Origin of the sequence: Microbacterium sp. AZCO, from assembly GCF_039614715.1 — a bacterium.
Classification (GTDB): domain Bacteria; phylum Actinomycetota; class Actinomycetes; order Actinomycetales; family Microbacteriaceae; genus Microbacterium.
Genome location: NZ_CP154857.1, coordinates 1,622,860 through 1,644,055, shown reverse-complemented (window position 1 = coordinate 1,644,055; position 21,196 = coordinate 1,622,860). Strand labels below are relative to the sequence as shown.

The 21,196-nt window shown below is 70.2% G+C and carries 22 protein-coding genes and 1 tRNA gene; 17 read left to right on the top strand and 6 right to left on the bottom strand.

What is annotated here, in order from left to right; all coding sequences use genetic code 11:
• Positions 1 to 105: 105 nt before the first annotated feature.
• Together AAIB33_RS07705 and AAIB33_RS07700 are read right to left on the bottom strand one after the other, a co-directional pair.
• Positions 106 to 684, bottom strand: a complete 579-nt coding sequence (locus tag AAIB33_RS07705) for a hypothetical protein (protein WP_345802955.1) — start codon at positions 682 to 684, stop codon at positions 106 to 108.
• Positions 681 to 1,529, bottom strand: a complete 849-nt coding sequence (locus AAIB33_RS07700; RefSeq protein WP_345802954.1) for an inositol monophosphatase family protein — start codon at positions 1,527 to 1,529, stop codon at positions 681 to 683. Before AAIB33_RS07700 ends, AAIB33_RS07705 begins: the two co-directional genes overlap by 4 nt.
• Positions 1,530 to 1,623: 94 nt before the next feature.
• Here AAIB33_RS07700 and AAIB33_RS07695 point away from each other — a divergent pair.
• Positions 1,624 to 1,696, top strand: a tRNA-Lys gene (locus tag AAIB33_RS07695).
• Between the two features lie 148 nt (positions 1,697 to 1,844).
• Here the strand turns inward: AAIB33_RS07695 and AAIB33_RS07690 are convergent.
• Positions 1,845 to 3,071: an MFS transporter gene (locus tag AAIB33_RS07690; RefSeq protein ID WP_345802953.1), complete on the bottom strand. Its 1,227-nt coding sequence runs from the start codon at positions 3,069 to 3,071 to the stop codon at positions 1,845 to 1,847.
• Entirely contained in the window at positions 3,068 to 3,505 is a 438-nt protein-coding gene (locus AAIB33_RS07685; protein ID WP_345802952.1) for a MarR family transcriptional regulator, read from the bottom strand. Before AAIB33_RS07685 ends, AAIB33_RS07690 begins: the two co-directional genes overlap by 4 nt.
• A gap of 142 nt (positions 3,506 to 3,647) precedes the next feature.
• Between AAIB33_RS07685 and AAIB33_RS07680 the strand changes: the two genes are divergently transcribed.
• The 9 genes from AAIB33_RS07680 to AAIB33_RS07640 are packed head-to-tail and all read left to right on the top strand — an operon-like array spanning position 3,648 to position 12,249.
• A complete protein-coding gene (locus AAIB33_RS07680; protein ID WP_345802951.1) occupies positions 3,648 to 4,850 on the top strand; it encodes a substrate-binding domain-containing protein in 1,203 nt (400 codons plus the stop codon).
• An 11-nt stretch (positions 4,851 to 4,861) separates the two neighbouring features.
• Positions 4,862 to 5,641 carry an ABC transporter ATP-binding protein gene (locus AAIB33_RS07675; protein WP_345802950.1) on the top strand — a complete coding sequence of 260 codons (780 nt, stop codon included), beginning with the start codon at positions 4,862 to 4,864 and terminating at the stop codon, positions 5,639 to 5,641.
• Positions 5,638 to 6,360, top strand: coding sequence for an ABC transporter ATP-binding protein (locus tag AAIB33_RS07670; protein ID WP_345802949.1), 723 nt, complete (start codon positions 5,638 to 5,640; stop codon positions 6,358 to 6,360). The genes AAIB33_RS07675 and AAIB33_RS07670 overlap by 4 nt, the downstream gene beginning before the upstream one ends.
• The gene (locus AAIB33_RS07665; protein WP_345802948.1) at positions 6,357 to 7,232 is read left to right on the top strand and encodes a branched-chain amino acid ABC transporter permease; all 876 of its coding nucleotides are present in this window, start codon (positions 6,357 to 6,359) and stop codon (positions 7,230 to 7,232) included. The genes AAIB33_RS07670 and AAIB33_RS07665 overlap by 4 nt, the downstream gene beginning before the upstream one ends.
• The gene (locus tag AAIB33_RS07660) at positions 7,229 to 8,359 is read left to right on the top strand and encodes a branched-chain amino acid ABC transporter permease (RefSeq protein WP_345802947.1); all 1,131 of its coding nucleotides are present in this window, start codon (positions 7,229 to 7,231) and stop codon (positions 8,357 to 8,359) included. Before AAIB33_RS07665 ends, AAIB33_RS07660 begins: the two co-directional genes overlap by 4 nt.
• Positions 8,356 to 9,909, top strand: coding sequence for an AMP-binding protein (locus AAIB33_RS07655; protein WP_345802946.1), 1,554 nt, complete (start codon positions 8,356 to 8,358; stop codon positions 9,907 to 9,909). Before AAIB33_RS07660 ends, AAIB33_RS07655 begins: the two co-directional genes overlap by 4 nt.
• The gene (locus tag AAIB33_RS07650) at positions 9,906 to 10,592 is read left to right on the top strand and encodes a TetR/AcrR family transcriptional regulator (RefSeq protein WP_345802945.1); all 687 of its coding nucleotides are present in this window, start codon (positions 9,906 to 9,908) and stop codon (positions 10,590 to 10,592) included. Before AAIB33_RS07655 ends, AAIB33_RS07650 begins: the two co-directional genes overlap by 4 nt.
• On the top strand, positions 10,589 to 11,341 hold the full coding sequence (locus AAIB33_RS07645; RefSeq protein ID WP_345802944.1) for a 3-hydroxybutyrate dehydrogenase: 753 nt from the start codon (positions 10,589 to 10,591) through the stop codon (positions 11,339 to 11,341). The genes AAIB33_RS07650 and AAIB33_RS07645 overlap by 4 nt, the downstream gene beginning before the upstream one ends.
• On the top strand, positions 11,338 to 12,249 hold the full coding sequence (locus AAIB33_RS07640) for an alpha/beta hydrolase (RefSeq protein ID WP_345802943.1): 912 nt from the start codon (positions 11,338 to 11,340) through the stop codon (positions 12,247 to 12,249). Before AAIB33_RS07645 ends, AAIB33_RS07640 begins: the two co-directional genes overlap by 4 nt.
• 163 nt (positions 12,250 to 12,412) lie before the next feature.
• On the opposite strand, the gene AAIB33_RS07635 is transcribed toward AAIB33_RS07640, so the two are convergent.
• The gene (locus AAIB33_RS07635) at positions 12,413 to 13,201 is read right to left on the bottom strand and encodes an IclR family transcriptional regulator (RefSeq protein ID WP_345803401.1); all 789 of its coding nucleotides are present in this window, start codon (positions 13,199 to 13,201) and stop codon (positions 12,413 to 12,415) included.
• Between the two features lie 197 nt (positions 13,202 to 13,398).
• On the opposite strand from AAIB33_RS07635, the gene AAIB33_RS07630 reads away from it, so the two are divergent.
• The 4 genes from AAIB33_RS07630 to AAIB33_RS07615 all read left to right on the top strand — a co-directional run bounded on the left by AAIB33_RS07630 (position 13,399) and on the right by AAIB33_RS07615 (position 16,567).
• Entirely contained in the window at positions 13,399 to 14,199 is an 801-nt protein-coding gene (locus tag AAIB33_RS07630) for a CoA transferase subunit A (RefSeq protein WP_345802942.1), read from the top strand.
• Between the two features lie 2 nt (positions 14,200 to 14,201).
• Positions 14,202 to 14,855: a CoA transferase subunit B gene (locus AAIB33_RS07625; RefSeq protein WP_345802941.1), complete on the top strand. Its 654-nt coding sequence runs from the start codon at positions 14,202 to 14,204 to the stop codon at positions 14,853 to 14,855.
• Entirely contained in the window at positions 14,852 to 16,039 is a 1,188-nt protein-coding gene (locus AAIB33_RS07620) for an acetyl-CoA C-acetyltransferase (protein ID WP_345802940.1), read from the top strand. Before AAIB33_RS07625 ends, AAIB33_RS07620 begins: the two co-directional genes overlap by 4 nt.
• Positions 16,040 to 16,126: 87 nt before the next feature.
• Positions 16,127 to 16,567, top strand: coding sequence for a GNAT family N-acetyltransferase (locus tag AAIB33_RS07615; protein ID WP_345802939.1), 441 nt, complete (start codon positions 16,127 to 16,129; stop codon positions 16,565 to 16,567).
• A 217-nt stretch (positions 16,568 to 16,784) separates the two neighbouring features.
• Here AAIB33_RS07615 and AAIB33_RS07610 read toward each other — a convergent pair whose 3' ends face one another.
• Complete coding sequence (locus AAIB33_RS07610; protein WP_345802938.1) at positions 16,785 to 17,057, bottom strand: hypothetical protein; 273 nt, start codon at positions 17,055 to 17,057, stop codon at positions 16,785 to 16,787.
• A gap of 161 nt (positions 17,058 to 17,218) precedes the next feature.
• Between AAIB33_RS07610 and AAIB33_RS07605 the strand changes: the two genes are divergently transcribed.
• From AAIB33_RS07605 to ilvD, 3 genes are read left to right on the top strand one after another with little or no spacing between them, the layout of a single operon-like run.
• Positions 17,219 to 18,640 carry a trehalose-6-phosphate synthase gene (locus AAIB33_RS07605; protein WP_345803400.1) on the top strand — a complete coding sequence of 474 codons (1,422 nt, stop codon included), beginning with the start codon at positions 17,219 to 17,221 and terminating at the stop codon, positions 18,638 to 18,640.
• Positions 18,637 to 19,431 carry a trehalose-phosphatase gene (gene otsB, locus AAIB33_RS07600; protein WP_345802937.1) on the top strand — a complete coding sequence of 265 codons (795 nt, stop codon included), beginning with the start codon at positions 18,637 to 18,639 and terminating at the stop codon, positions 19,429 to 19,431. Before AAIB33_RS07605 ends, otsB begins: the two co-directional genes overlap by 4 nt.
• A 9-nt stretch (positions 19,432 to 19,440) precedes the next feature.
• Positions 19,441 to 21,159, top strand: coding sequence for a dihydroxy-acid dehydratase (ilvD, locus tag AAIB33_RS07595; RefSeq protein WP_345802936.1), 1,719 nt, complete (start codon positions 19,441 to 19,443; stop codon positions 21,157 to 21,159).
• The last annotated feature ends 37 nt before the right edge of the window (positions 21,160 to 21,196 follow it).

Sequence of the window (21,196 nt, the reverse complement as noted above, 5' to 3'; positions counted from 1 at the left end):
GATGAGAGGGGGAGTGGATGCTGCGGCGCGGCATCCACTCCTAGGCTAACCCGCTCGTGCGGCGCGGGCGGGCCGTCCGTCACGAACCGGACTGCGGTCGTCGCCTCAGCTCGGCGGCCACTCGATGAGGACGAGGCCCTGCTTCGTGTCGGCGTACTTCACCCAGCCGTCGCCGAAGAGGTAGGTGAGGCCGTAGCCCTCCGCATCCGTCGCGGTGGCATCATCGGTGCTCTGCGTCACGTACACGCCGTCGGGCGATTCCTCGACGCGCCAGCCTTCGGCCACGAGCGCATCCTGCGCCGTCTGGGCCTTCGCCTTGGTGATGGCCGCCCAGCCGAAGATCTGCGGCGCGCTCCCGGTGTTGAAGTCGCCCCAGATGCACTGGACGCCGTCGGCGAGATCGACGCCGCCGACCGAGAACGGGTCGCTCAGATAGTCCCACCCGAGCGATGTGAAGTCGGCGACCGTCGCCTTCGGGATGATCGTCTCGCAGGTCGGGGTGTCGGGCGCGCCGGCGTCGGCGGTCGGCGTGGGGGTCGCCTCCGGGCCCGCCGTCGGCGTGACCTCGACGGTCTTGGTCGGCTCGGGTGTGGGTTCGGGGGCGGGCGACGAGCACGCGCTCGCCAAGAGAGCGGTCGCCGCGATCGTGCCGATCGCGACGAACCGCGGGAGGAGTCGGGTCATCGAGGGGTCTCCGTGGGGGCGGGGGGATGCAGGAGGTCGAGGAAGGCGTCGTGCAGCAGGCCGTTCGTGGCGAGCGACGAGCGGTCGGAGAGGGAGTCGGCGCCGCTGAAGGCCGTGAACCGGCCGCCGGCCTCGGTCACGATGGGGATGTGAGCGGCGATGTCGTACTCCTTGACGTCGAACTCGGCGACGAGCTCGAGACGGCCTTCCGCGAGGAGCATGTACGGCCACGCGTCGCCGTAGCCGCGGTCGCGCCACACGGCGGACGTGAGACGTTCGAGCGCGTCGAGCTGTCCGGCATCCCGCCACTGCGCGATGCTCTGGAAGCTGACGCTCGCCTCGGCGACGGCGTCGACGCCGCTCGTGCGGATACGGCGCGTGCCGCCGCCGGAGGCGTTCGTCCAGGCGCCGAGACCGGAGGCCGCCCACCAGCGTCGCCCGATGGCGGGCTGGCTCACGACGCCGACGCGCGGGATGCCGTCGATGCTGAGCGCGATGAGGGTGGCCCACATCGGGATACCCTTGAGGTAGTTCGCGGTGCCGTCGATCGGGTCGATGATCCACTGCCGCGCCGAGTCGCCGCTGACGCCGTACTCCTCGCCGAAGATCCCGTCGGCCGGTCGCTCCGACTCGAGGATGCCGCGAATGGCACGTTCCGTCGCGAGGTCGGCCTCGGTCACGGGCGAGGAGTCGGACTTGGTGCGCACGTCGAGATCGGGCGCGTCGAAGCGGGACATGGATGCCGCGTCCGCCGCGTCGGCGAGCCGCAGAGCGAGTGCGAGATCGTCGCGGAGGTCCCCTTCGAAGGGCGCGTCGAAGCGCTGCGAGCTGAGGGGGAAGGGCACGTCTTCAAGGATACTTCGACGGTGGATGCCTCGATTTCCATGTAGCCGGATCGTGAGGTAACGTGGTCCCTCGGTTCGCCCCGTGCGAACGGATGCACCTCTAGCTCAATCGGCAGAGCAACTGACTCTTAATCAGTGGGTTCTGGGTTCGAGTCCCAGGGGGTGCACACACTGAGAAGGGCCCCGCGCGAGCGGGGCCCTTCTCTCATTCCCGAGTTCCGGCGGCCCCAGGCTCGGCCTGGCGCGGGCCCGACGCGGGCAGACAAGAAGAGCCCCTGCGAAACGGCAGGGGCTCTCCTCGGGTCGGGGGATCCGTCAGGCGGCGTCTCCCACCAGGACGGAGGCCGCTTCGTCGCCGGCATCCGCCTCGATCGCATCGATGTGGCGCAGGGCGCGACGCCCCACCGCGAGCGTGCCCGCCGCGATGAGCACCGAGATCCCGGCGAACACATAGGGCACGGAGGCGTTGAAGGCGTGCCACAGGAGCGCCGCGATCGGGGGAGCGGCGGCACCGCCGAGGAACCGGACGGCCGAGTAGGCCGACGACGCCACGGCGCGCGGGTAGTCCGTCGCCTCCATGACCGACTCCGTCAGCACCGTGTTCATGATGCCCAGGAGGAGTCCCCCGACGACGATGCACGTCACGAGGGCCGCCGCATTCGCGACGAAGAGCGCGGCGGCGAACATGTCGACCGCGAGGAGCGGCAGCACGATCAGCATCACCGTCGTGCGGGCGAGGCGCCGCAGCAGGAGCGGGGCGACCCAGACGCTCGTGACGGCGAGGGCCACGCCCCAGCCGAAGAACGTCAGGCCGATGCCGAGCGCGCCGAATCCGAGCGGGAACGGCGAGAACGCCAGCAGCACGAAGAAGCCGATGTTGTAGAACAGCGCGGCGATCGCGAGGATCGCCAGCGCGGGGCGACGCAGCGCGCGGAACGGCGCGGACAGCGGCACCGGCTGACGCTTCTCGAAGGGACCGCGCAGGAGCGTCAGCACCGCGATGAACGCGATCGCCATGAGGGCGACGACGCCGAAGAAGGGGCCGCGCCAGCTGACCTCGCCGAGGATGCCGCCGAGCAGCGGGCCGATCGCGATGCCGAGGCCGAGGGCCGCCTCGTAGAGGATGATCGCCGCACCGCTGCCGCCTGACGCGGCGCCCACGATCGTCGCGAGCGCCGTCGAGATGAAGAGGGCGTTGCCGAGACCCCAGCCGGCGCGGAACGCGATGATCGCGTCGACGCTGCCGCTCAGGGCGCAGAGGAGCGCGAAGACGACGATGAGGCCGAGCCCCGTGAGCAGCGTGGCCTTCGCTCCGATGCGGCTCGAGATCCAGCTCGTGACGAGCATCGCGAGACCCGTCACCAGCAGGTAGCTCGTGAAGAGCAGCTCGGTCTGCACGGGGCTCGCCTGCAGCGAGTCGGCGATGACCGGGAGGATCGGGTCGACGAGGCCGATGCCCATGAAGGCGACGACGCACGCGAAGGCGACGGCCCACACCTGCCCGGGCTGGCGCCAGACGGCGGTTCCGGTGGCGGCGCTCATCGGGCGACCTCCACAGCGGGGATCTTGCGGGAGAGGACGGCGGCGGTCGTGCGCACAGCGCTCCATTCTTCGTCGGTGAGGTCTTCGAAATGCGGCGCGAGGGCGGCCGTCAGCTGCACGAGCCACGTGTCGAGAGCCTCGAGGCCGAGGGGAGTGACCGACACGATCGTCACGCGCGAGTCCGAGGCATCCGTCGATCGCTCGATGAGTCCCGCCTCGGTCATCTGGCCGACAAGCCGCGTCATGCCGGGCTGGGTCACCCGGCTGAGGCTTGCGATCTCGCCGACGCGGAGCGGGCCGCGGTCCCGGAGTATCGTCAGCGTCCGCCACTGGGCCGCGGGCGTCTCGTTGCGTGTCTCGAGCGCAGCCACGCGGGTGAGGGCATGCGCCGCGACGATGAGCCGTTCGATGTCGCGATCGTGGTCGTGTGTCACCGGATAAGTATACCAAAGATATATACCCCAGGTATCTATCCCGCGGACTTGACGAGGGCGTCCGCGTTTCCTAGATTGCAAGAACCTGAATCACCCTTCAGGTGCACCAACAGCACACCCTTCAATGGTGAAAGGCACGCACATGCGGGTTACGAAGAAGTTGCTCCTGGGGTCCGTGGTCGCCACGGCCGCCCTCCTCCTGGCGGCCTGCGCGCCGACCACCGCGGGCGGCGAGTCCGATGCGACCGGCGAGGCGGGTCCGACGGAGGTGAGCGTCGGCATCGTCACAAGCGAGACCGGAGCTCTCGCCGGCTACGGCAAGCAGTACCTCGATGCCTTCAAGGCCGGCCTCGACTACGCGACCGACGGCTCGGGCGAGGTCGACGGCACGAAGATCACCGTCGAGTACCGCGATGACACCGGCGACCCGGACAAGGCGGTCACGGCCGTGAAGGAGCTCATCGGCGCCGGCACGAACATCATCGCCGGTACGGCGTCGTCGGGCGTCGCACTCGCGGTCGCCGAGCAGGCGGAGCAGAACAAGGTGCTGTACATCTCCGGCCCCGCCGCCGCCGATGCCATCACGGGGATCAACGAGTACACCTTCCGTTCGGGACGCCAGAGCGCACAGGATGTCGCGACCGCGGGCACCTTCCTCGACGACCTCGACGGCAAGACGATCACGGTCCTCGCGCAGAACACGGCGTTCGGCACGGGGAACGAGGCGGCCGTGAAGGCGATCCTCGGCGCTCAGGGCGCGACGGTGAATTCCGTACTCGTGCCGGAGGATGCGACCGAGTTCACGCCGTTCGCGCAGCAGGTGCTCGCTGGCGACCCCGACCTCGTCTTCGTCGCGTGGGCCGGTGCGACCTCCGGCGCCATGTGGCAGGCGATGAGCCAGCAGGGCGTCCTCGACGCCATCCCCGTCGTCACGGGGCTCGGCGACTCCGCCACGTTCGGCGCGTACGGCGAGGCATCCGAGAAGATCAGCTTCCTCAACCACTACTTCCCGGGCGCGCCCGACAACGACGTGAACGACGCGATGGTGAAGGCGATCGAGGATGCCGGCGGCACGCCCGACCTGTTCAGCCCCGACGGCTTCAACGCGGCGATCATGATCGTCCACGCCATCAAGGAGGGCAAGGGCGACGTCGACGCGATGATCTCGGCGCTCGAGGGCTTCGAGTTCGACGGGCCGAAGGGCGCCATGACGGTGCGGGCGAGCGACCACGCGCTCCTGCAGGACATGTACCAGGTCAAGCTCGTCGCCGACGGCGCAGCCTTCACCCCCGAGCTCGTCGACACGGTCGCGGCCGACGACGTCGCTCCCACCGAGGCGAAGTAGACAGCCGACGCATGAACGCACCCCTCCCGTCCGCGCCACGCGGATCCGCCCTCAGGGTCGAAGGCCTCGGGCTGCAGATCGGCGGTGCCACCATCCTCAAGGACGTGGAGCTCGATGTCGCCCCGGGCTCGCTCGTCGGCGTCATCGGGCCGAACGGCGCCGGCAAGACCACGCTCTTCAACGTGATCTCCGGTCTCGTGAAGCCGACCGCGGGTCGCATCGTCCTCGACGACCACGACATCACGTCGACGTCCGTGGCGGCGCGGGCGCGGGCGGGACTGGGGCGCACCTTCCAGACCTCGAGCCTCTTCCCGAAGCTCACCGTGCTCGAGAACGTGCGTCTCGCGGCGCAGGTGTCGCTCGGCGGCTCCGCATCGCTCTTCCGCTTCCCCCGGGTAGGGGATGCCGCGACCCGGGTCGCGCACGACAAGCTCGAGGCGGTGGGGCTGGGGCACAAGGTCGACGCCCTCGCGGGCGACATCTCCCACGGCGACAAGCGCAAGCTCGAGATCGCCGTGCTGCTCGCGACGGAGTCGAGCCTCGTGCTGCTGGACGAGCCGATGGCGGGGGTCGCTTCCGGCGACGTCGCGGGGCTCGTCGAGAACATCCGCGCGATGCAGCGCGAGAAGGGCTGCACCGTGCTCATGGTGGAGCACCACATCGACGTGCTCCTCGGGCTCGTCGACCGGGTCGCGGTGACGTACTTCGGCACGATCATCGCGTTCGACACCCCGCAGAAGGTCACGGCGGATCCGCTCGTGCAGAGCGCGTACCTCGGGACGGCGGCATGACCGCTTCAGGGGGTCCGATCCTCAGCGTGGCGAACCTTCGCTGCACGCTCGCCGGTCAGCAGGTCGTCGAGGACGTCACGTTCGACGTTCCCGCCACGGGGATCACGGCGATCCTCGGTCGCAACGGGGCGGGGAAGACCTCGACGATCCGCGGCATCCTGGGCCTCATCCATCGTCGGGGGGAGGTGCGTCTCGCGGGCGAGCGCATCGACGGGCTGCCGACGCACCGCGTCGTGCAGCGCGGCGTGGGCTACGTGCCCGAGGACCGAGAGGTCTTCTCCAAGCTGACCGTCGCCGAGAACCTCGCCCTGGCCGAGCGCCGGCGCTCTCCGCGCCGCGAGCTCGTGGACGCGCTGTTCCCCGACCTCGTCGCGCGGCGCGACCAGCAGGCCGGCACGCTCTCGGGCGGACAGCAGCAGATGGTGTCGGTCGCCCGCGCGCTGCTGAACGACAACCGGATCCTCCTCGTCGACGAGCCGACGAAGGGCCTCGCGCCCAAGATCGTGACGGAGGTCGCGGACGCTCTCGAAGAGGCATCCAAGACCGTCCCGATCCTCCTCGTCGAGCAGAACCTCGACGTCGTCCGGCGCCTCGCGGGCGATGCGATCGTCATCGGCGGGGGCCGGGTCGTGCACACGGGCCGGGCCGGTGCGATCCTCGACGACGGCGACCTCACCCGCCGCCTCCTGGGCGTCCACGTCGAGGAGGCCGTCTCGTGAGCACCCTCGTCCTGACCCTCATCACGGGCGTCGGCCTCGGCGCCCTCTACTTCCTCGTCGCGAGCGGGCTCAGCCTCATCTACGGCCTCATGCACGTGCTCAACTTCGCCCACGGCGCCTTCCTCACCCTGAGCGCCTTCCTCGGCTGGATCGTGGCGCAGTCCCTCGGCACCGACTCGTGGTGGTCGTTCCTCGCCTCGATAGCCGTGGGGGCGGTGGTCGGCGCGGTCTTCGCGACGCTCACCGAGCTCGTCCTCATCCGCCCTCTGTACGAGCGGCACATCGAGCAGGTGCTCGTCACGGTCGGCCTGTCGTTCGCCGCCGTCGCGCTGTTCGAGGGGATCTGGGGCACCGACCCGATCCACATCTCGGGCCCGGCGTGGCTGAAGCAGACGACCGACGTCCTCGGCGCCCGCATCCCGAACACCTACTGGGTGCTCATGATCGCCGCCGTGCTCGTGCTCGCAGCCCTCGTGCTGTTCCTCCAGAAGACGCGGTACGGCATGATCATCCGCGCCGGTGTCGAGAACCGGTCGATGGTGACGGCGCTCGGCATCGACGTGCGGAAGTCCTTCACGCTCGTCTTCGCGATCGGCGGTGCCGCAGCGGGCATCGGGGGAGTGCTCGCGATGCACTACTCCACCTTCGTCTCGGCCACCCTCGGCTCGACGCTGCTCATCTTCGCGTTCATCGTGACGGTCGTCGGCGGTCTCGGCTCGCTCACGGGCGCGGCCGTGGCATCCGTCCTCGTGGCGGTGCTGCAGCAGTTCGCGAACTTCTATCTCGGCGGAACCGGCGACTTCATCGTCGTGATCCTCCTCGCGGTCGTGCTGCTCGTTCGGCCGACGGGACTCCTGGGGAGGAAGGCATGACCCTTCGACAGGCTCAGGGACCGAGGAGGTTCGTCCCCGCGATCGTCGGCGTGGTTCTCGTCGTCTTCATGGCGATCCTCCCGATGCTGAACCTCTCGCTTCCCGGCATCCTCCCCACTCCGACGTACATGCCGGGAACTCTCGCGCTGCTGTCGCTCTGCATGGTGTTCGCGGCGCTCGCGCTGTCGTACAACCTGCTGCTCGGGAGTTCCGGGATGCTGTCCTTCGGCCACGCGCTCTACTTCGGCGCCGGCGCGTACGGGCTCGGCATCGCGCTGGAGCACTTCGGCGTGCCGCTGTGGCCCGGGATCTTCATCGCGCTCCTCGGGGGCATGGTCATCGCGCTCGCCACGGGCGCGGTCGCGATGCGCGTGTCCGGCATCCCGTTCGCGATGGTGACGCTCGCGTTCGCGCAGGCGGGGTCCGTGCTCGTGCGGCGCAACTCGGCCGTCACCGGCGGCGAGGAGGGCCTCAGCCTCGACACGGACCAGGTGCCCGACGTCCTCATCGGGGTGGTCAACACGCGCAACCTCTACTGGTTCGCGCTGGCCGTGCTCGTCGTCGTGTACCTCGTGACGCTCTGGGTCGACACCTCGCGACTGGGACATCTCGTACGCGCGACGCGCGAGAACGAGCAGCGCGTGAAGGTGCTCGGACTGCGTCCGTACCGCGTCAGGCTCGTCGTCTTCGTCATCGCGGCGGTGCTCGCGAGTCTCGCGGGTGTCGCGTACATGCTGCTGCAGTCGGGCACCGTGCCGAGGTCGGTGTCGGCCGATCTCACGATCACGATCCTCGTCATGGTCGTGCTCGGTGGCGTGGGATTCCGGTGGGGTGCCATTGTGGGCGGTGTGCTCTACACGCTGCTCGATCAGCGGCTGACCGTCCTCGCCGGATCCGAGGCGATCGCGGGACTTCCCGACGTCCTGCGCATCCCGCTGTCGGAGCCGCTGTTCCTGCTCGGCGTCCTGTTCATCCTCGTGGTGATGTTCCTCCCCGGCGGGATCGCAGGCACGATCGACGCCTGGGCGCGCCGCCGGCGCGGCGAGCGGGCGCGGGTCGCGCTGCGCGGGCTGGACGAGGCGGCCCCGGAGGCGACTGCTCCGAACGACCTCGAGGTGCGCGTATGAATTGGGGCACCCTTCTCGACGACGGCCCGCACACGATCGGCCGGTGGATCACCGACCGTGCCGCCCACTCGCCGACGCGGATCGCCATCGACGACCGCGGGGTCACGATCGACTATGCGACCCTCGCGGGCCGCGCCGTCGCACTCGCCGACGGGCTCAGGACGGCCGGCTACGGTCCCGGCCATCGCATCGCCACCGTGACGGGAAACTCGACCGATCACGTCGTCGCGTTCTTCGCCTGTGCGCTGACCGGCATCGCGCTCGTCCCGCTGTCGTGGCGCCTGACGCCCCGCGAGCTGTCCGACGTCCTGCTCCGCTGCGAGCCGGCGCTCGTGCTCGTCGAGGACGAGTACGAGACGCTCGCCGCGGAGGCATCGCGGGGGCTCGTCCACGCACCGCGCATCGCGGCACTCGGCACGACCGGTGTCGAGGCATCCGTCCCGGCTGCCGAGGACCGTGTCACGGGGCGGAACGTCCGCGACGACGACCCGCTGCTCATCATCTTCACCTCGGGCAGCGAAGCGGCGCCCAAGGGCGTCGTCCTGACGCACGCCAACTGCTTCTGGACGAACCTCGCACTCGCAGGAGCGCTGCCGCTCACGGCGGACGACGTCGTGCTCGCGATGCTGCCGCAGTTCCACATCGCCGCGTGGAACTGCCAGCCGCTCCTCGCCTGGTGGGTCGGCGCGACCGTCGTGCTGGAGCGCTCGTTCCAGCCGTCGCGCGCGCTGCAGCTCATCCGCGAGCGCCGGGTCACGGCGATGATGGGCGTGCCCACCCAGTACGCGCTGCTCGCGGCCGACCGGGCGTGGAACGACGCCGACATCTCGTCGATGCGCCTCGCCGTCGTGGGCGGTGCGACGATCCCCGCCTCCCTGCAGGAGACGTGGAGTGCCCGTGGGCTCTCGCTCACCCAGGGATACGGCCTGACGGAAGCCGCCCCCAACGTGCTGCACCTTCCCGCCGACGAGGTCGCGCGGCATCCCGGAGCCGTGGGGCGACCGTATCCGCACGTCTCGGTCTGCGTCGTCGACCCCGACTCCGGACTGCCGCTCGACGGAGAGGCGACGGGCGAGCTGTGGGTGCGCGGGCCGAGCGTGTTCGCCGGATACCTGGGGGATCCGGATGCCTCGGCCCGCGCACTCTCGGGCGACTGGCTGCGCACGGGCGATCTCGTCCACCGCGACGCCGACGGCGTCTTCCGCATCGTCGACCGGCTGAAGGACATCTACATCTCGGGCGGCGAGAACGTCGCCCCCGCCGAGGTCGAGCTCGCGCTGACGATGCATCCCCTCATCGCCTCGGCCGCGGTCGTCGGCGTGCCCGACGACGTGTGGGGTGAGCGCGGCGTCGCGTTCGTCGTGCCGGAACCGGGGGCGATGCTGTCCGTCGACGAGGTGCTCGCGCACGCCCGGCGCAACCTCGCGGCGTTCAAGGTTCCCGTGCGCGTCGAGTTCGCCGACGACCTCCCGCGCTCGACGATCGAGAAGCTCGCCCGCTCGCGCCTGCGCGAGGCGGCATTGCGCATGACGGAAGGAAAGCGATCATGAGCGCACCCGGTGACCTGCTCGACGAGCAGGCAGAGCTCGTGTCACCCGCGACAGGACGCCCGCTGACGAAGCGCGGCGAGGCCACGCGCCGGCGACTGCTCGAGGCGGCCGAGGCGGTGTTCGCCGAGCAGGGGTACCACGAGGCATCCATCGTCAAGATCACCGAGCGCGCGGGCATCGGCCTCGGCACGTTCTACCTCTACTTCGACAGCAAGCAGACGATCTTCGAGGCCCTCGTCATCGACCTCAACCGGCGCGTGCGCCACTCGATGTCGGAGGCGATGGCGGGCGCCGGCTCGCGGCTCGAGGCGGAGCGCGCCGGCTTCGCGGGCTTCTTCCGCTTCACCGCCGAGCATCCGGCTCTCTACCGGGTCGTGCGGGAGGCGGAGTTCGTCTCGCCCGACACCCTCCGCCTGCACTACACGCGGATCGTCGAAGGGTACGAAGCGGGCCTGCGCGACGCCCAGCAGGCGGGCGACGTCGATCCGCGGCTCGACCCCGCGGTGGCGGCGTGGGCCCTCATGGGCATGGGCGAGCTCATCGGCATGCGGTTCCTGCTGTGGGAACGGGATGCCGAGGGCAGGCCGCCGGCCGAGATCGACCCCGCCGTCTTCGACGCCATGGCGCTCTTCATCGACAATGCACTCGCGCCGCGCGGCGCACAGGAGGGGGATCGGCAGTGACCGAGCAGGATCTGGCGGGCAAGCGCGCCGTCGTGACCGGCGGCGCGAGCGGAATCGGCCTCGCATGCGCGCACGAGTTCGCCGGCCGCGGCGCCCACGTCGTGATCGCGGACCTCAACGAAGACGCGGCCCGGGCCGCGGCAGCCGAGGTCGGGGGAGAGGCATGGGTCGTCGACCTGGCCGACACCGTCGCACTCGAGAGCCTCAGCCTCGACGCCGACATCCTCGTGAACAACGCCGGCATCCAGAAGGTCGCGCCGATCGAGGAGTACGAGCCCGACACGTTCCGCTTCATCCTGCGGCTCATGGTCGAGTCGCCGTTCCTGCTCATCCGGGCGGCGCTGCCCACGATGTACGAGCGCGGCTGGGGACGCGTCATCAACATCTCGAGCGCGCACGGGCTGCGGGCGAGCCCCTTCAAGTCGGCGTACGTCTCGGCCAAGCACGGTCTCGAGGGACTGTCGAAGGTCACGGCGCTCGAGGGCGCGCCGCACGGGGTGACGAGCAACTGCATCAACCCCGCGTACGTGCGCACGCCGCTGGTCGAGAAGCAGATCGCCGATCAGGCGCAGCTGCACGGCATCCCCGAGAGCGAGGTCGTCGAGAAGATCATGCTCACCGAGACGGCCGTGAAGCGCCTCGTCGAGGCCGACGAGGTCGCGTCGCTCGCGGGCTGGCTGGCGTCCGACAAGGCCGGCATGGTCACCGGCGCCTCGTACACGATCGACGGAGGGTGGACGGCCCGATGACGGGCCACACGTATCGCACGCTCGACGTGCCGGTGAGCGGAGGGTCGCTGCGCGTCGGCGTGTGGGATCCGGAGGGGGATGCCTCGGCCGACGTGCTCGTCGTGCACGGGGTGACGGCATCCCATCTCGCGTGGCCCTTCGTCGTCGAGCGCCTGCCGGGTGTGCGCGTCATCGCCCCGGACCTGCGCGGGCGGGGCCGCAGCAACGGGCTCGCGGGACCCGCGGGGATGGCCGCGCATGCCGCCGACCTCGCCGCCGTCCTGGACGCGCTCGACATCCCACGGCTCGTGGTCGTCGGGCATTCGATGGGCGCATTCGTGGCCGTCGTGTTCGCCCACCTGCATCCCGAGCGCGTCGCTCGGCTCGTACTCGTCGACGGCGGTCTGCCCCTCGACGTGCCCGCCGGGCTCGCTCCAGAGGAGCTCGTCTCGCGCATCCTCGGACCGACGGCCGCGCGCCTGTCGATGCGATTCGCCGACGCGGGGGAGTATCGCGCCTTCTGGCGCGAGCATCCCGCGTTCCGGGCCGACTGGACGCCGGAGCTCGAGCGCTACCTCGAGTACGACCTCGTGCCCGACTCGGACGCGTTCCGGCCCGCGACGAGCTACGCGGTCGTCGTCGACGACAACACCGACATGAACACCACGACGACGGTGCCCGACGCGCTCGCGGCGCTGCGGCACCCGACCGTGCTGCTCACCGCCCCACGCGGCCTGATGGACGAGACGCCCGGGCTGTACGCGCCCGAGCATCTGGCCCGCCTGCTGGCCGCGCACCACGAGATGCGGCACGAGCGCGTCGACGACCGCAACCACTACACGATCGTCATGTCGGAGCAGGGGGCGGATGCCGTCGCCGCCGTCGTGCGGCGCGAGGTGGAGTCCGCAGGGCAGGTCGTCGCGGGCTGAGGCTCGACCCCTCGACAAGCTCGGGGACCGAAACCGCGGGTGGTCGGTGAGCTGGGGGACCGAAACCCCCGGGTGGTCGGTGAGCTTGGGGACCGAAACCGCGGGTGGTCGCTGGTCTTGGGGACCGAAACGCCGGGTGGTCGCTGAGCTTGTCGAAGCGTCGTCAGCGGGCGCCGGCCGCAATGCGGGTCGTCAATTGATGAGCGTGCGCGAGGAGTGTGCGGCCCAGGTCGGCGAGGCGGTCCGGGCCGAACCGGAACTCGACGCCCGTGAGGCTCAACGCCCACTGCGGATGGCCCTCCTTCGTGAAGACCGCGGCCCCGAGACCGTAGCTGCCCTCGACGATGAGCCCGGGATTCAAGGCGTAGCCGCGCGCCTTGGTCTCGGCGAGCCTCGTGCGAAGGCGCTGCTCGGCGTGCGCGCCGCCCCACTCGGCTCCCAGCTCCGGATGCCGCTCGAAGTACGCGTCCACATCGTGGGGTGGCAGGAACGCGAGGATGGCCAGCCCCGCCGACGCCACGCCAAGGGGGAACCGCACGCCCTCCGACAGCACGAACGATCGAATGGGAAAGCTGCCCTCTTCACGGAGGAGGCACACCGTCTCGTCCCCGCGCCGGACGGAGAGGAACGCGCTCTCCTCCGTCCGGACGGCGAGGGAGCGCACGATGTCGCGCGCGATCGCGGTGATGTCGTAGCGGGATGCCGCGACGGTTCCCATGAGGTAGAGCTCGGGGCCCGGCATCCACCGTGCCGTCCGTTCGTCCTGATCGACGAGCCCCTCGTGCCGAAGCGCGGCGAGGAGTCGGTGGGCCGTCGGGCGCGTGAGGTCGGCGCGTCGCGCGAGCTCGGCGACGGCGAGGCCTTCGTCTCCCGCCGAGGTGACGAGTCGCAGCAGGCGCGCCGCGCGCGCGACGGACTGGGCGCCGGGGACCGTGCGGTTGCTGTCCACGATATGGACAGTAACCGCCCGCCCTTCCACATGGCAAGCGGCGGGGCGGTGTTCGCAGGTCATGGCCGCACGATGGGTGCAACAACTCCTCAAGAACTGCGCGAGCGACCCACGGCTGTCCCGGAATCCCACGGGCGTGTGCCGGTCGCGTGACCAGACGTGAGGAGTTGCTGCACGGACATCACACGAAGGAGTGACACGTGATCGACAAGACCGTCGGCTCGGCGGCGGAGGCCGTCGCAGACATCCCGGACGGCGCGAGCCTCGCCGTCGGGGGATTCGGCCTCTCGGGCAACCCCATCGCCCTCATCGAGGCGCTGCTCGCGCAGGGGACGACCGACCTCAGCATCGTGAGCAACAACTGCGGCGTGGACGACTGGGGACTCGGCGTCCTGCTGAACGCGAAGCGCATCCGCAAGATGACGTCGTCGTACGTCGGCGAGAACAAGGAGTTCGAGCGGCAGTTCCTCTCCGGCGAGCTCGAGCTCGAGCTCACTCCGCAGGGCACCCTCGCCGAGAAGCTCCGTGCCGGAGGGTCGGGCATCGCGGCGTTCTACACGCAGACCGGGGTCGGCACGCAGGTGTCGGAGGGTGGTCTGCCGCGCAAGTACGACGGTCAGGGCGGCATCGCGATCGCCTCGCCGAAGAAGGACGTCCGCACCTTCGACCTCCACGGGGAGCCACGCGAGTTCGTGCTCGAGGAGTCGATCGTCACCGACTTCGCGCTGGTCCACGCCCTGAAGGGCGACCGGCACGGCAACCTCGTCTTCAACAAGTCGGCGCGCAACTTCAACCCGCTCGCGGCTATGGCCGGTCGCGTCTGCATCGCGCAGGTCGAGGAGCTCGTCGAACCGGGCGAGCTCGATCCCGACAGCATCCATCTCCCCGGCATCTACGTGCACCGGATCGTCGAGGTCGGCACGGGCATCGAGAAGCGCATCGAGCGCCGCACGGTCTCCGTCTCCGAGGCGCTGAGCCGCGACATCCCCGAAGGAGCATGACCATGGCCCTCACCCGCAACGAGATGGCCGCGCGCGCGGCGCGCGAGCTCGGCGACGGCGCGTACGTGAACCTCGGCATCGGCCTGCCCACGCTCGTCCCCAACTACGTGCCGGACGGCGTGACCGTCGTGCTGCAGTCCGAGAACGGCATCCTGGGCGTCGGTCCGTATCCGGCGGAGGACGCGGTCGACCCCGACCTCATCAACGCCGGCAAGGAGACGGTCACGACGCTTCCCGGCGCCGCCTTCTTCGACTCCGCGACGAGCTTCGGCATGATCCGCGGCGGCAAGATCGACGCCGCGATCCTCGGCGCCATGCAGGTGTCGAAGACGGGCGACCTCGCGAACTGGATGATCCCCGGCAAGATGGTCAAGGGACCCGGCGGTGCGATGGACCTCGTCCACGGCGCGGCCCGCGTCATCGTCCTCATGGAGCACGTCGCGAAGGACGGCTCCGCCAAGATCGTCGACGAGTGCTCGCTGCCCCTCACCGGCAAGGGCGTCGTCGACCGGATCATCACCGACCTCGCCGTCATCGACGTGACCGATGAGGGGCTTGTCCTGGTGGAGCTCGCTCCGGGTGTCACCGTCGACGAGGTCCTCGCGGCGACGGAGCCGGAGCTCATCGTCCGCGTCGGAGAGAGGATCGAAGCATGAACAACAACGACGACGTCGTCATCATCGCCGCGGCGCGCACGCCGCAGGGGCGACTCAAGGGCCAGCTCGCACCGCTCACGGCCGTGCAGCTCGGGTCGATCGCCATCGCGGGCGCGCTCGAGCAGGGCGGGATCCCGGCCGGGGCCGTCGACGCCGTGCTCGTCGGACAGGTGCTCGCCGCCGGCGCGGGCCAGAACCCCGCCCGCCAGGCCGCCGTCGGCGCCGGCATCGGCTGGGACGTGCACGCGTCATCCGTCAACAAGGTCTGCCTCTCCGGGCTCACCGCCGTCATCGACGCCGCGCGCATGCTCAAGCTGGGCGATGCGACGGTCGTCGTCGCGGCCGGCATGGAGTCGATGACCCGCTCGCCGCACCTGCTCATGGGGTCCCGCGACGGCTGGGCGTACGGCTCGGTCGAGGTGCTCGACCACATGGCCTACGACGGACTCACCGACGCCTACGACCGCGAGAGCATGGGCGCGTCGACCGAGCGGCACAACGTCCCGCTGCACGTGACGCGAGAGGCTCAGGATGCCGTGGCCGCGAGGTCTCATCAGCGTGCGGCCGCCGCGCAGCAGAGCGGGGTCTTCGAGGCCGAGATCGTCCCCGTCGAGATCCCGCAGCGGAAGTCGGACCCGCTCGTCCTGACGAAGGATGAGGGCGTGCGCCCCGACACGACGGTCGACACCCTGGCAGGCCTCCGCCCGGCCTTCGCCGAGGGCGGCTCGATCACGGCGGGCAACTCGTCGCAGATCTCCGACGGCGCCTCCGCGGTCGTGCTGACGACCCGCTCGCACGCCGACGAGCAGGGCTGGCCGGTGCTCGCCGTCGTCGGTGCCGCCGGTCAGGTGGCGGGGCCCGACAACTCGCTGCACGCACAGCCCGCACGGGCGATCGAGAAGGCCGTCGCGAAGCAGGGCATCGCGGTGGGCGACCTCGACTTCGTCGAGATCAACGAAGCCTTCGGCGCCGTGGTCGCGCGCTCGCAGGCTGAACTCGGGCTGTCGGACGACGTCGTCAACATCCACGGCGGCGGCATCGCGATCGGCCACCCGATCGGGGCGTCCGGCAATCGGCTCGTCGTCCACGCCGTGCACGAGCTGGTGCGCCGTGGCTCCGGGACGGCGGCCGTCGCGCTGTGCGGCGGCGGCGGCCAGGGCGATGCGCTGATCCTCACCCGCTGACATCTCCCGGTCGTTGAGCGGGGACGCTCTCCCGTCGCCCGCTCGACGACCGGAAGGTGCGGCAGGTCAGGCGGTAGCGTCGTCGGGGTGACGACCATCGCGCCCCTCACCCCCGCCGACCACGATGAGTGGCTCCAGCTCTGGAACGGCTATCTCACGTTCTACGAGGCATCCCTCACCGACGAGGTGACGGCTGCGACGTTCGCGCGGCTCGTCGCCGACGACGAGCTGCACGGTGCGATCGCGCGCGACGAGAACGGGCGCGCCGTGGGCTTCGTGCACTGGCTCTCGCACCCCGCGACGTGGACGACGTCGACCTACACCTACCTTGAGGACCTCTTCGTCGCGCCGGACACCCGAGGCGGGGGAGTCGGCCGGGCGCTCATCGCCTATGTCCGCGGACGGGCCGAGTCAGCCGGCTCGCATAAGGTCTACTGGCTCACGCACGAGACGAACACGACGGCGCGCGCGCTCTACGACCGCGTCGCGACGGGCACGGGCTTCGTGCACTACGAGATCGGGCTCTGAGCCCGCACGACGAGATCGGGCTCTGAGCCCGCACGACGAGATCGGGCTCTGAGCCCGCACCACGAGATCGGGCTCGAGCCCGCACGACGAGATCGGGCTCTGAGCCCGCACGACGAGATCGGGCTCTGAGCCCGCACCACGAGATCGGGCTCGAGCCCGCACGACGAGATCGGGCTCTGAGCCCGCACCACAGGATCGAGCTCTGAGCCCGCTGCAGTCAGGAGTGCAGGCGGCGCTTGCGCTGGAGGTGCTTCTGCATGAGGCGATCCTCCTGGCCGGCGAAGGGAGAGTCCGGCGCCACGATGTGACCCCGCTCGGCACGCTTGACGTCGATGACCGCACCGACCGCGAGGACGACCGAGATCCCCCAGCTGACCCACGCGAGGGCCGTGCGCCACGTGAACGGCGCGTCGCCGCGCACGGCGCGCAACAAGGTCATCCCGCCCACGAGGACGCCGAACATGCCCGTGCCGAACAGGTACTTGCGCATGGCGTCCACGCTAGTGGGCCGCGGCCCGTCATCGCACCGCCGACACCCGCCCTGTCGCTCCGGTCCGGAGCCGTTTACCATACGCCGCTCGCGGACGCATGCCCCCACGGGGGCCGGAACCCCGCTGTTAGCCTGGTCGCATCTACGGAACCGGAGTGAATGTGTCGCTGGCTGATCTCGTCGTCGTTGCAAACCGGCTGCCCGTGGACCGCGTCTCCGATGCCGACGGCGGCGAGGGGTGGCGGCGGTCTCCGGGTGGCCTCGTCACCGCGCTCGAACCCGTCATGCGCCGCGAGGACGGCGCGTGGGTCGGGTGGCCCGGGCAGCCCGATGTCGAGGTGGAGCCGTTCGAGTTCGAGGGCACGCACCTCGTTCCCGTCGCGCTGAGCGCGGAAGAGGTCGAGCACTACTACGAGGGCTTCTCGAACGACACGATCTGGCCGCTGTATCACGACGTCATCGCCGAGCCGCAGTACCGCCGGATCTGGTGGGAGGCGTACGTCCGGGTCAATCGGCGGTTCGCTGAGGCAGCGGCATCCGTCGCCGCCGAAGGCGCCACCGTGTGGGTGCAGGACTACCAGCTGCAGCTCGTCCCGCAGCTGCTGCGCAGTGCGCGCCCCGACCTCACGATCGGCTACTTCCACCACATCCCGTTCCCCGCCTACGGCCTCTACTCGCAGCTCCCGTGGCGCCGGCAGGTGCTCGAGGGACTCCTCGGTGCGGACGTCATCGGCTTCCAGCGGGTGACGGATGCCTCGAACTTCGCCCGCGCCGTGCGCAGGCAGCTGCGCTACGAGACCAAGGCCACCGGCATCCGCGTCCCCGAGCCCGATGGGACGACCAGGCTCGCCCTCGCCAAGTCGTTCCCGATCTCGATCGACGCCACCTCGTACGCCGACCTCGCCCGTCGTCCCGACATCAAGGCGCGCGCCGCCGAGATCCGCGAGGGCCTGGGCAACCCGAAGACGGTGTTCCTCGGCGTCGACCGGCTCGACTACACGAAAGGCATCCGCCATCGGCTGAAGGCCTTCGGTGAGCTGCTCGACGACGACCGCCTCACCGTCGAGGACGCGACGCTCGTGCAGGTCGCGAGCCCGAGCCGCGAGCGCGTCGAGTCGTACATCCAGCTGCGCGACGAGATCGAGCTCACGGTCGGACGGATCAACGGCGACCACGACACGGTCGGGCACACCGCCATCCGCTACCTCCACCAGGCGTATCCGCGGGAGGAGATGGTGGCGCTCTTCCTCGCGGCCGATGTGATGCTCGTCACGGCGCTCCGCGACGGCATGAACCTCGTCGCGAAGGAGTATGTGGCGAGCCGCATCGACAACCGCGGCGTGCTGCTGCTGAGCGAGTTCGCGGGGGCGGCCGACGAGCTCGGCAGCGCGATCCGCATCAACCCGCACGACATCGACGGACTCAAGGATGCGATGATGCGCGCCGTCGAGATGCCCGCCGCCGAGCAGGGGCGGCGCATGCGCGCCCTCCGCCGCAAGGTCATCGAGAACGACATCTCGGCCTGGTCCGAGTCGTTCCTCTCCGCGCTCGACGCCGTCCGCCGACAGAAGGACTCCCGATGACCGCGCCGGCCCCCCTCGCCACCGCCGAGTCGCTCTCCGCCATCGCCGCGACGCCGCGACTGCTCGTCGCCCTCGATTTCGACGGCACCCTCGCGCCCTTCGAGGACGAGCCGATGGATGCCCGGATGGTGCGCGAGGCGCGCGCCGCCCTCGACGCGCTCCTGGCGCTCCCCGACACCTACGTCGCACTCGTGTCCGGGCGGAGCCTGCACGATCTGCGGCTCATCGCGGAGCATCCCGATGACTCGCACCTCTGGCTTGCGGGATCGCATGGAGCCGAGTTCTGGATCCCGGGGGAGGGAGCCGTCGAGCCCGACGACGCCGACGACGACATCGCGCTGCGCGATCGGCTGCGCACCGAGGCGGAGGAGGCCACGAGCGACCTCTCCGGCATCTGGATCGAGCCCAAGACCTTCGGATTCGGCGTGCACACCAGGAGGGCGGATGCCGCCGACGCGGAGGCCGCGAACACCCGGGTCGATCGCATCGTCGAGGCGGAGGCGCCGCACTGGCGACGCCGCACGGGGCACAACATCGTCGAGTTCGCCTTCCGCCAGGAGGGAAAGGATGCCGGCGTCGCGGCGCTGCGCGAGCGCGTCGGCGCCACCGCGGTGCTCTTCGCCGGCGACGATGTCACCGACGAGGACGCGCTTCGAAAGCTCGGCCCGGACGACCTCGGCGTGCGCGTCGGCGGGGGTGCGACGTCGGCCCGCGTGTCGGTGCCGGACATCGCGGGGATGGCCGACCTGCTGGCCCTGCTGGCGCAACTCCGGGGTGCGGCGCGGGAATAGACTTCCAGAATGCCCCAGCCGTCTTACGAGACTGAGAACGCGATCGACATCAAACCACGCAGCCGGGTCGTCACAGACGGCATCGAGGCCACGACATCGCGAGGCATGCTCCGCGCCGTCGGCATGGGAGACGAGGACTGGGACAAGCCCCAGATCGGCATCGCATCCAGCTGGAACGAGATCACGCCCTGCAACCTGAGCCTCGACCGGCTCGCGCAGGGCGCCAAGGAAGGCGTGCACGCAGGGGGCGGGTACCCGCTCCAGTTCGGCACCATCTCCGTCTCGGACGGCATCTCGATGGGTCACGAGGGCATGCACTTCTCGCTGGTCAGCCGCGAGGTCATCGCCGACTCGGTCGAGACCGTCATGATGGCCGAACGCCTCGACGGCTCGGTGCTGCTCGCGGGCTGCGACAAGTCCATCCCGGGCATGCTCATGGCATCGGCCCGTCTCGACCTGTCGAGCGTCTTCCTCTACGCCGGCTCGATCGCCCCCGGCTGGGTCAAGCTCTCCGACGGCACGGAGAAGGACGTCACGATCATCGACTCGTTCGAGGCCGTCGGCGCGTGCCTCGCGGGCAAGATGAGCGAGGCCGACCTCAAGCGCATCGAGTGCGCCATCGCCCCCGGCGAAGGCGCCTGCGGCGGCATGTACACGGCCAACACGATGGCATCCGTCGCCGAGGCCCTCGGCCTGTCGCTGCCGGGCTCCGCCGCGCCGCCCTCGGCCGACCGTCGTCGCGACTACTTCGCGCACCGCTCCGGCGAGGCCGTCGTCAACCTCCTGCGCCAGGGCATCACGACCCGCGACATCCTCACCAAGGAGGCGTTCGAGAACGCCATCGCCCTCGCGATGGCGCTCGGCGGCTCGACCAACGTCGTGCTGCACCTCCTCGCGATCGCGCGCGAAGCCGACGTCGAGCTGAGCCTGCACGACTTCAACCGCATCGGCGACAAGGTGCCCCACGTCGCCGACATGAAGCCCTTCGGCAGGTACGTCATGAACGACGTCGACCGCCATGGCGGCATCCCGGTCATCCTCAAGGCCATGCTCGACGAGGGCCTCATCCACGGCGACGCGCTCACCGTGACGGGCAAGACGATGGCCGAGAACCTGCGCGCCCTCGACCCCGACCCGGTCGACGGCACCGTCATCCACACCTTCTCCGACCCCATCCACGAGAAGGGCGGCATCACGATCCTGCACGGCTCGATCGCGCCCGAGGGCGCCGTCGTCAAGTCGGCCGGGTTCGACAGCGACGTGTTCGAGGGACCCGCCCGCGTCTTCGAGCGCGAGCGCGCCGCGATGGATGCTCTCGAGGCCGGCGAGATCAGCGCCGGAGACGTCGTCGTGATCCGCTACGAGGGCCCCAAGGGCGGCCCGGGCATGCGCGAGATGCTCGCGATCACGGCCGCCATCAAGGGCGCAGGGCTCGGAAAAGATGTACTACTCTTGACGGACGGACGATTCTCAGGCGGCACAACCGGCCTGTGCATCGGCCACATAGCACCCGAAGCGGTGGACGCTGGTCCCATCGCCTTCGTGCGCGATGGTGATCTGATACGGGTCGATATCGCGGCTCGCACTCTCGACCTACTCGTCGACGAGGCTGAGCTGAGCTCCCGCCGTGATGGCTGGGAGCCCCTTCCCCCGCGCTATACCCGTGGCGTCCTTGCCAAGTACTCCCGTCTCGTGCGCTCCGCCTCCGAGGGCGCAACCACGGGCTGACCTGGCTTCCGACATCCTTTCCGTCGTCCCAGATACG

Bases quoted from the DNA above. Each gene is read 5' to 3' on its own strand.
- AAIB33_RS07640 (WP_345802943.1), top strand. From the start codon at position 11,338: ATGACGGGCCACACGTATCGCACGCTCGACGTGCCGGTGAGCGGAGGG.
- AAIB33_RS07620 (WP_345802940.1), top strand. From the start codon at position 14,852: ATGAACAACAACGACGACGTCGTCATCATCGCCGCGGCGCGCACGCCG.
- AAIB33_RS07650 (WP_345802945.1), top strand. From the start codon at position 9,906: ATGAGCGCACCCGGTGACCTGCTCGACGAGCAGGCAGAGCTCGTGTCA.
- AAIB33_RS07680 (WP_345802951.1), top strand. From the start codon at position 3,648: ATGCGGGTTACGAAGAAGTTGCTCCTGGGGTCCGTGGTCGCCACGGCC.
- AAIB33_RS07610 (WP_345802938.1), bottom strand. From the start codon at position 17,057: ATGCGCAAGTACCTGTTCGGCACGGGCATGTTCGGCGTCCTCGTGGGC.
- ilvD (WP_345802936.1), top strand. From the start codon at position 19,441: ATGCCCCAGCCGTCTTACGAGACTGAGAACGCGATCGACATCAAACCA.
- AAIB33_RS07675 (WP_345802950.1), top strand. From the start codon at position 4,862: ATGAACGCACCCCTCCCGTCCGCGCCACGCGGATCCGCCCTCAGGGTC.
- AAIB33_RS07670 (WP_345802949.1), top strand. From the start codon at position 5,638: ATGACCGCTTCAGGGGGTCCGATCCTCAGCGTGGCGAACCTTCGCTGC.
- AAIB33_RS07690 (WP_345802953.1), bottom strand. From the start codon at position 3,071: ATGAGCGCCGCCACCGGAACCGCCGTCTGGCGCCAGCCCGGGCAGGTG.
- AAIB33_RS07625 (WP_345802941.1), top strand. From the start codon at position 14,202: ATGGCCCTCACCCGCAACGAGATGGCCGCGCGCGCGGCGCGCGAGCTC.
- otsB (WP_345802937.1), top strand. From the start codon at position 18,637: ATGACCGCGCCGGCCCCCCTCGCCACCGCCGAGTCGCTCTCCGCCATC.
- AAIB33_RS07655 (WP_345802946.1), top strand. From the start codon at position 8,356: ATGAATTGGGGCACCCTTCTCGACGACGGCCCGCACACGATCGGCCGG.
- AAIB33_RS07660 (WP_345802947.1), top strand. From the start codon at position 7,229: ATGACCCTTCGACAGGCTCAGGGACCGAGGAGGTTCGTCCCCGCGATC.
- AAIB33_RS07705 (WP_345802955.1), bottom strand. From the start codon at position 684: ATGACCCGACTCCTCCCGCGGTTCGTCGCGATCGGCACGATCGCGGCG.